Below are 7,068 nucleotides of genomic sequence, written 5' to 3'. Positions count from 1 at the left end.
TGGCGATCTTGATTACGATTCGGGGTTCGGTTCCGAACCGTCCGCACCGACGACCGGGCGGCGGGCGAGGCCGCCCCGCGGGTGACTCGGCCGCGTCAGGCCTCCTCCTGCCGCGCGAACCTCAGCGAGAGGGAGCGCAGCACGTCGGCGGTCGAGATGTCGGGCCGGCCCTCGTCGTGCACCTCGCCGAGGTGCACGAAGGCGTAGGAGAAGCAGTTGGCCAGCGTCAGGATGGCGGGCCCGAGCGCTGCCGTGATGATCTCCATGGTCTCCTGCGCGGTCGCGTCCCTCGGGAGGCTGATCTGCGGCAACGTCTCCGCGAGGAGCGCGGAGATGGCCCCGGTGAGGGCGACGTCGGCGTCGGGGTTCTCGCGGACCTGCCGCTTCATCTCGATGGCCTCGGTGAGGATGCCGATGACGCGCTGCATGATCTCGGATTGCTGCATGCCGGGAGCCTACGGCCGGCGGACCCGGTGGTGCGATCGGCCGGCCCGGCCTGCCCGCGGACCGGCCGCTCACCCCGCCATGGCGCAAGTCGCTCGATACGTACGGTGACTATCCGGTTTCTCGGACGTGTGATCGCGGTGCAGGGCACGCTCTGAGCGTGAATGCGATTCATACGCCGCTGAGTCCCGAGGACCCGCGAGACGTCGGAGGTTACCGACTGCTCGCCAAGATCGGCGAGGGGGGCAGGGGTGCCGTCTGCCTCTCGCGCACCCGGGGCAACCAGCCCGTGGCCCTGAAGGTGATCCACCGGGATCTCAAGCCCAGCAACATCCTGCTGAGCGCGGAGGGCCCCTGGGTGATCGACTTCGGCATCGCGCGGGCGACCGACGCCACCCAGCTCACCCGCAGCGGCGGTCTCGTCTACGTGGATCTCGACCTGCCGAAGACCTACGCCGAGGGCGGCAGTTCGGTCCCTGCCGGCATCGAGCTGACGTACAACGAGTTCAGCGGCTTCTCCTCACCGAGCTTCCTCACCACGACCGGCATCAGCGACGGTCCGACCGCGGAGCAGTGCGCCGCGGCAGCCGACACCAACGCCCTGCCGGCCACGATCACCGGCAAGAAGGACCTGCTGGCGCTGCTGCCCGAGGGCACCCTCCTGTGCACGGTCACCAAGGACGGCAACCTGGCGATGCCGAGGATCACCAAGGTGGAGATGAGGGTGGAGAACCTCCCCGACTACACCACCGAGCTGACCCTCTGGAAGCCGTCCTGGAACCGCGCCCCCGCCGCGCTTCGGGTCGAGGGGCGGGTCGGCCGTCCCGCTCAGCCCCTGATCGAGAAGAAGACCGTGTCCATCGTCCAGCCGTACCGCAGGGCGGTCTGCCACTCGTCGTGCTCGGTCCGGAGAATGCCGGCGAGCTGCTCCAGCTCGTATCGGAGGTCGCCGTCCACCCGGTCCATGACCGCGCGGTAGGCGTCCGCCGCCGGCTCGGCCCGTTCGAGGGGCAGGCGGCCTATCTCCGGGGAGCCGTCGACGGGGTACGGGATGCGGAACGGGATCTCCGGGGGCGGACCGGCGTACAGGAAGGTGCCCGGGAGCAGCTCCGCGGGAACGCCGAGGCGGCGCAGTTCGTCGTCCAGCAGGCCGAAGAACCTGGCCGGGCTCGAGAAGACACCCAGGTCGTACGGGTCGCCGGCGTGGCGGTCGATGATGTGCTGCAGGGCGCTGTAGTACGCGTTGCCCGCGTACACGGCGTCCGAGTCGGCGCGGCCCGCCAGGAGATGGTCCAGGGCCTCGGGGACCGTCAGTCCGTAGTCGACGCCCTGGCGGTCCAGGTCGCGTTGGTGCTCCTCGGCCGCCGTGCGGACGTGGCCGAGGATGCGCTGCTGATCGGCGGTCAAGTGGCCTCCGCTCACGAACGCGACGATGTGCCGGGCGTCGGCGACGCTGTACGAGATCACTTTGCTCATGGGCTCATGATGACAACCGCCACTGACATTCCCGGCCCCCCGGGGCGCGGCCCGGGACGACTCGCGCGGTGCACGAATACCCGTGCCGGCCGAAGCGTTGGCGCAGTATCTGTCGGGTACGCCTACGGCCCTGCGTCCAGGGGCCGCCTCGACATCAGCAGAGAGGCCATCATGCCCGCCGAACTGTCCGACAGCCTCAAGTCCCTGCTCGACTCGCCCGTCTTCATCACCGTTGCCACGATCCAGCCCGACGGCAGCCCGCAGGTGTCGCCGGTGTGGGTGAAGCGGGACGGCGACGACGTGCTGTTCTCCACGACCGTCGACCGCCGGAAGTACAAGAACCTCGCGCGTGACCCCCGGGTCACCTTGGTCGTGCAGCCCGCCGACTCGCCGTACACGTACGCCGAGGTCCGCGGCACCGCCGAGATGACCACCGACGGCGCCCGCGAACTGATCGACGAGCTGTCGGTCAAGTACACCGGCAAGCAGTACGCGGACTTCAACCCGGCCTCGGTCGACGACGCCGACCGCGTCGTCGTGAGGATCAAGCCGCGCAAGGTGGTGGGGGGCCTCTGAGGTTCCCGGAGCTTCACGGCGCGGGACAGGGGTGCGCCTCGGCGGCTGCGGGGTGTTCTACGGCGTGATCGGGTCGAGGAGGTGCGGTCCGTCGTTGCGGGCGTCGTTGACGGCCGGCGACACGGGTCGCACCTCGAGACGTCCGTCCGCGGGGCTCCGGAGCAGGGCGCGCAGTTCGTCGGGATCCTGGTGGGCGGGGTCGAGCCAGGCGTCGTACCGGTCCTCGGTGAGGGCGAGCGGCATGCGGGGGTGCACCCGGCCGGCCGCGTCCGTGGCGTCGGTGGTGATGACGGTGCAGGTCATCAGCCGGGCGGCGGGGTCGTCGTCCGCCTTCACCTGCGGGTCGCGCCAGTACTCGTACAGGCCGGCGAGGGCCATGACCCGACCGTCCTCGGGGTGGATGAAGTACGGCTGCTTGCGGGTACGGCCCGTGTCCCCGGCCTTGACCGGCTGCCATTCGTAGAAGCCGTCCGCGGGCAGCAGGCAGCGGCGCCGGGTGAAGGCGCGGCGGAAGGCGGGCTTCTCGTGCAGGGTCTCCACCCTGGCGTTGATCATCCGCGCGCCGATCTTGACGTCCTTCGCCCACGACGGCACCAGGCCCCAGCGCAGCGGCCGCAGCTCACGTCTCGCCGGCGCGGTGTCGTCCTCGCCGCGCGCCGTGCGTTCGAGGACGGCCCAGACGTCGTCGGTCGGAGCGACGTTCCAGCTCGGCGCGAGCGACTCGCCGACCGGCCGGTCGACGACGTGGAAGTGCCGGGCGAGGTCCTCGGGATCGCGGGTGGAAGCGTAACGACCGCACATGCACCCCACTCTCCCACTGTTTTCCCGGGAACGTGCGGGCGCCGTCCGGCGGTGCGGGCGCGTGAAAAGGGCCGGCGCCGGGAAGGCGTCGGCCCTTTTCCGTCATGTCAGCGGCGGCAGGCGCGGGCTGCGGATGTCGTCACAGGGGGCGTACGCGTGAAGCCTGCGGACCCTTGGGGCCCTGCACGATGTCGAATTCCACCTGCTGGTTCTCCTCCAGGCTGCGGAAGCCGGAGCTGTCGATCTCCGAGTAGTGCACGAAGACGTCCGGGCCGCCGTCGGCCTGGGCGATGAAGCCGAAGCCCTTTTCGGCGTTGAACCACTTGACGGTTCCCTGAGTCATTGCTGCTCCTTACAGGGGCTGGGTTGGGTAATTCGCACCGTGCGAATACCCGGCCGGTTGACGACGCGGCTGCTCCAGCACAACCTGGAGAACAAGCTTCGCGCCCGCACCATCGTTCTCTGCGAGCATGCGACTGGCACAAACACACGAGTAAAACTGCGACCGGCTTCTCCCACCAGGTTACCGCCGGAGTCATTCCGGCTCGCGTGCACAGACCCACTGGAGTGACGGCCGAACGGGCCGAGGACCGGATCCCCCGGGTGAGCCCCGTCGGTTTTCTCACCGGGTAAGGGAAATTCCCGCATGCACGGTGCCCCGGTCCGGTGGCGGGGGGGACGCCGTCCGGCGGCTTCCGTCCGTTCAGTCCTGCTTTCCGCGCCCAGTGAGCAGGTCGCGCAGGCGGTCGACCATGCCGGTGCCGGGCGCGAGGATCCTGTTCGCGGGCGGGGCGTCCGGCGCGGACGGGTGCGGGCGGGTGGGAGCGTGCTTCTTGGCCGAGCGGACCTTCTCGCCGAGATCCTCCAGAGCGGCGGCGGAGCAGACCTCGGCCAGCAGGGGGAACAGCCGGTTCTCCTCGTCGTCGACGTGCGCCGTGACGGAGTTCCTGAGTCCCGTGATCAGCGCGTCGAAGCGTCCGTCGCCGGGTCGGCAATCCTCCAGCTCCTTGAGCATGCGCTCGACCTCGCCGTGCTCGGCGATCTCCTCGTCGGCGAGGTCGTCTCCGTCGTCGACGTACCGGCGCACCGTCGGGTACAGGTACTGCTCCTCGGCCACCGAGTGGCGGACCAGTTCCATGGTGATCCGGTCCGCGAGTTCGCGTCGCTCCGGGTCGGCCGGCGGCAGCGCTTCGATCTGCGCGAAGAGGGCGTCCACCTCGCGATGGTCCGCGGTCAGTTCCTGGATGACGTTTCCGTCGTGTCCCATGGGTTCTCCACTCCTCGTCGTGCTGCGGCCGGGTGCCGGCCGGCTGCCCTCGGCGCGTGCGTCCGCGCCGTCGGCGTCGTCCTCCGGCGAGGGCGGGAACGGCCACTCCGTCCCGAGGGCCCCGCCCGTTCGGCACCCAGGACCTATGCCTCCCCCGTGCGCTCCCCCTGCCCCGCGATGCCCCGCCCCTTCACTCCGGCGGCCGACAGGACCGGCAGCGGCCGATGTCCACCGCACCCGGCATCACCGTCCCGGTACGGGGTAGTCCGACTACGACCCCCGATCCGCTGAAGAAGGGACGGCCGACCGTGATGATGTCCCACGCACTCGACCTGGATGTGCTCGTCATCACGGTGCACGCCGACCCCGGTGCCGACGGACGGGAGGGCCTGCTCGCGCAGGTCAGCGCTCTGGTCGAGGGACACATGCCGGTTTTCGTCGTCATGGTCCTCGACGAGTCGGCGGCGACCGACGCGACGGTCGGCGTGGTGCTGCGGGTCCACCGTCTGTGCAGCCGCCTCGGGCTGCTGATGTCCGTGGCGACCCACAGCGCCCCCGCCCGGCGTCTGCTGGACGAGGCCAGTGCCGACAACAGCGGGATACGCCTGATCATCCACGCCCGAGCCGACGTCGCCGTCGCCACGGCCACCGCACTGACCACAGCGGCATGACGGCTCCGGCCGGACCCTCGGCGTCCGACGGCCCGGGCGGTCTGCTGGTCTCCTTCGCCCGTGGTGCGGAGAGCGAGGTTCCCGGCGATGCCCCCATGCCCCTGGCGCTGACGGCTGCCCGGCACCGGGACGAGTTCGTCATGGTCCACGACCGCCACCGGGACGGCTGGGAGTTGCCCGGCGGCATGCCCGAACCGGGTGAGACCGCCCGGCGGGCGGCCGGCCGGTAGCTGTTCGAGGAGAGCGGGCAGGAGATCTGCGGGGTTCGCTGGTGGGAGCTCGGGGCTCCGGTGCCCGGCCGGGTTTCGGGCATCGACGCATACCTCGCCCGGCTCACCCGCGGCGCGGTCCCGGACTGAGCGGCCGCCCCGTCGGCGGCGCGTGATCGGCGGCTCGGTGCGTGAGGAATCGTGCCGCGAGGTCGGCGTGTCGCTCGGTACGGTCTCCCCCTCTCGACCACCTCGGTGCGGCGGCGGGCCGTCACCGGGGGCTGCGCGCCGGACGCCCGCCGGCCGTGGACACAGCCGCAGCGCCCTTCACGCACACCCCCACCGTCGCGCGCCGGTCGGCCACGGCCGTACCACCGGGTCGGCCCGGGCGGTCAGGGCCGCTCGGGGGCGCCGTGGGGCTGAGCCGCGCCGGTGCGGCGGGTGAGGGGCAGCAGTGCCGCCGCCAGCAGCAGGGTGGTCAGGCCGAGCAGTCCCACGGCCGAAGCCAGCTCGCCGAGGGCTCCCTTGCCGCCGAGGAGGATGAGGGGGCAGGCGAACTCGCCGAGGAAGAACGCCGACGTCCACAGGCCGGTGCCGCGGCCGCGGTCGGCGAAGTCGAGCCGGGACATGGCCAGCGTCAGCAGGGACGGCAGCAGGAGTCCGGTGGCGACGCAGTTGACCACGGCTCCCACGATCAGCAGGGGCAGGCCGTCGGCGAGGCCCATGAACAGGAAGCCCACGCCGCTCAGCGCGAGGACGAGGGGAAGGCGGTGTCGGGGGCGGTCGGTGAGCCGGGTGAAGACGACGGAGCCGACGACGGTGGCCGCGCTGGCGACCGCGGTGACGGCACCGATCGCACCGGGGGCGTCCGTGCCGAGGTCGTCGAGGAGGTAGGACATCTCCACGGGCACCGTGTAGAAGACGACCGCGCCGAACACGGTCAGCAGGCAGATGCCGGTCATGCGGCGCACGGGGAAGGGCCGCGGTCCGGTGCCGGTGCGGTCCTGTCCGTCCCCGGACGCGGGCCGCGGGGTCGGCAGTGCGCGGGCCATGACGGGGGCGAGCAGCAGCCCGACCGCGTACAGCCCGAAGGGCGCACGCCAGCCGGCCGCCCCCAGGGCGCCGCCGAGCACGAAGAAGACCGTGGCGGACGCCGACGCGCACATGGTCTGCAGGGCGAGGTACCGATCGCGGACCCGCCCCGTGTAGTAGTCACCGATCAGCGTCGTGCAGGCGGTCATGATCGCCGCCTCGGCCACGCCGACCAGCACACGGCTCGCGAGGATGCCGTACAGGGAGTCCGTCCACAGCGGGACCGTGCCGAACAGCGCGTACAGGATGGTCGCGGCGACCAGCAGGCGCTTGCGGCCGACCCGGTCGACGACGACGCCCGCGAACGGGGCGAGCAGGGCGAGCGACAGGGCGGGAACGGTCAGCACCAGGGGAACGAGCGCCTCGGCCCCGGCGACCCCCGCGAAGTGGTCCTGCATGCGGGGCAGGACGGGGGCGATCAGGACGGCACCGAGGACGGGCAGACAGCTGCCGGCCATCAGCAGCGTGGCCGGCAGTTTCCCCCCGGCCTGCGGGGAGTCCCCTCGGTCGAGGGCGGTCGGGACGGCGGGAG

The 7,068-nt window shown here is 71.5% G+C and carries 9 protein-coding genes and 1 pseudogene; 4 read left to right on the top strand and 6 right to left on the bottom strand.

What is annotated here, in order from left to right; genetic code table 11:
- Positions 1-95 precede the first annotated feature (95 nt).
- Positions 96-446 carry a hypothetical protein gene (locus tag AB0N31_RS01675; protein WP_366056290.1) on the bottom strand — a complete coding sequence of 117 codons (351 nt, stop codon included), beginning with the start codon at positions 444-446 and terminating at the stop codon, positions 96-98.
- A 158-nt stretch (positions 447-604) separates the two neighbouring features.
- On the opposite strand from AB0N31_RS01675, the pseudogene AB0N31_RS01670 reads away from it, so the two are divergent.
- Positions 605-868: pseudogene (locus AB0N31_RS01670) on the top strand (phosphotransferase); the annotation flags it as partial.
- A gap of 404 nt (positions 869-1,272) precedes the next feature.
- On the opposite strand, the gene AB0N31_RS01665 reads toward AB0N31_RS01670, so the two are convergent.
- Entirely contained in the window at positions 1,273-1,920 is a 648-nt protein-coding gene (locus AB0N31_RS01665; protein ID WP_366056289.1) for a hypothetical protein, read from the bottom strand.
- Positions 1,921-2,091: 171 nt separating this feature from the next.
- Here AB0N31_RS01665 and AB0N31_RS01660 point away from each other — a divergent pair, with 171 nt between their 5' ends.
- Positions 2,092-2,496 carry a PPOX class F420-dependent oxidoreductase gene (locus AB0N31_RS01660; protein WP_366056288.1) on the top strand — a complete coding sequence of 135 codons (405 nt, stop codon included), beginning with the start codon at positions 2,092-2,094 and terminating at the stop codon, positions 2,494-2,496.
- Positions 2,497-2,553: 57 nt separating this feature from the next.
- Here AB0N31_RS01660 and AB0N31_RS01655 read toward each other — a convergent pair whose 3' ends face one another.
- From AB0N31_RS01655 to AB0N31_RS01645, 3 genes are all read right to left on the bottom strand, one after another.
- Positions 2,554-3,297: an SOS response-associated peptidase gene (locus AB0N31_RS01655; protein WP_366056287.1), complete on the bottom strand. Its 744-nt coding sequence runs from the start codon at positions 3,295-3,297 to the stop codon at positions 2,554-2,556.
- 139 nt (positions 3,298-3,436) lie between these two features.
- Positions 3,437-3,640 (bottom strand): cold-shock protein, encoded by a 204-nt coding sequence (locus tag AB0N31_RS01650; RefSeq protein WP_073491490.1) that lies wholly within the window; start codon positions 3,638-3,640, stop codon positions 3,437-3,439.
- A 360-nt stretch (positions 3,641-4,000) separates the two neighbouring features.
- Positions 4,001-4,564 (bottom strand): hemerythrin domain-containing protein, encoded by a 564-nt coding sequence (locus tag AB0N31_RS01645; RefSeq protein ID WP_366056286.1) that lies wholly within the window; start codon positions 4,562-4,564, stop codon positions 4,001-4,003.
- Between the two features lie 224 nt (positions 4,565-4,788).
- Between AB0N31_RS01645 and AB0N31_RS01640 the strand changes: the two genes are divergently transcribed.
- A complete protein-coding gene (locus AB0N31_RS01640) occupies positions 4,789-5,235 on the top strand; it encodes a hypothetical protein (protein ID WP_366056285.1) in 447 nt (148 codons plus the stop codon).
- Positions 5,232-5,465 (top strand): NUDIX domain-containing protein, encoded by a 234-nt coding sequence (locus AB0N31_RS01635; RefSeq protein ID WP_366056283.1) that lies wholly within the window; start codon positions 5,232-5,234, stop codon positions 5,463-5,465. Before AB0N31_RS01640 ends, AB0N31_RS01635 begins: the two co-directional genes overlap by 4 nt.
- 371 nt (positions 5,466-5,836) lie before the next feature.
- Here the strand turns inward: AB0N31_RS01635 and AB0N31_RS01630 are convergent, their stop codons facing one another.
- Positions 5,837-6,994: an MFS transporter gene (locus tag AB0N31_RS01630; protein WP_366056315.1), complete on the bottom strand. Its 1,158-nt coding sequence runs from the start codon at positions 6,992-6,994 to the stop codon at positions 5,837-5,839.
- Positions 6,995-7,068 lie beyond the last annotated feature (74 nt).

This window comes from Streptomyces sp. NPDC051051, assembly GCF_040682975.1.
Taxonomy (GTDB): domain Bacteria; phylum Actinomycetota; class Actinomycetes; order Streptomycetales; family Streptomycetaceae; genus Streptomyces.
The sequence above is the reverse complement of the archived record's forward strand: the minus strand, read 5'-3'. Positions and strand labels throughout refer to the sequence as shown.

Coding starts and splice junctions, on each gene's coding strand:
- AB0N31_RS01655 (WP_366056287.1), bottom strand. CDS start 3,297: ATGTGCGGTCGTTACGCTTCCACCCGCGATCCCGAGGACCTCGCCCGG.
- AB0N31_RS01675 (WP_366056290.1), bottom strand. CDS start 446: ATGCAGCAATCCGAGATCATGCAGCGCGTCATCGGCATCCTCACCGAG.
- AB0N31_RS01630 (WP_366056315.1), bottom strand. CDS start 6,994: ATGGCCGGCAGCTGTCTGCCCGTCCTCGGTGCCGTCCTGATCGCCCCC.
- AB0N31_RS01650 (WP_073491490.1), bottom strand. CDS start 3,640: ATGACTCAGGGAACCGTCAAGTGGTTCAACGCCGAAAAGGGCTTCGGC.
- AB0N31_RS01660 (WP_366056288.1), top strand. CDS start 2,092: ATGCCCGCCGAACTGTCCGACAGCCTCAAGTCCCTGCTCGACTCGCCC.
- AB0N31_RS01665 (WP_366056289.1), bottom strand. CDS start 1,920: ATGAGCAAAGTGATCTCGTACAGCGTCGCCGACGCCCGGCACATCGTC.
- AB0N31_RS01635 (WP_366056283.1), top strand. CDS start 5,232: ATGACGGCTCCGGCCGGACCCTCGGCGTCCGACGGCCCGGGCGGTCTG.
- AB0N31_RS01645 (WP_366056286.1), bottom strand. CDS start 4,564: ATGGGACACGACGGAAACGTCATCCAGGAACTGACCGCGGACCATCGC.
- AB0N31_RS01640 (WP_366056285.1), top strand. CDS start 4,789: ATGTCCACCGCACCCGGCATCACCGTCCCGGTACGGGGTAGTCCGACT.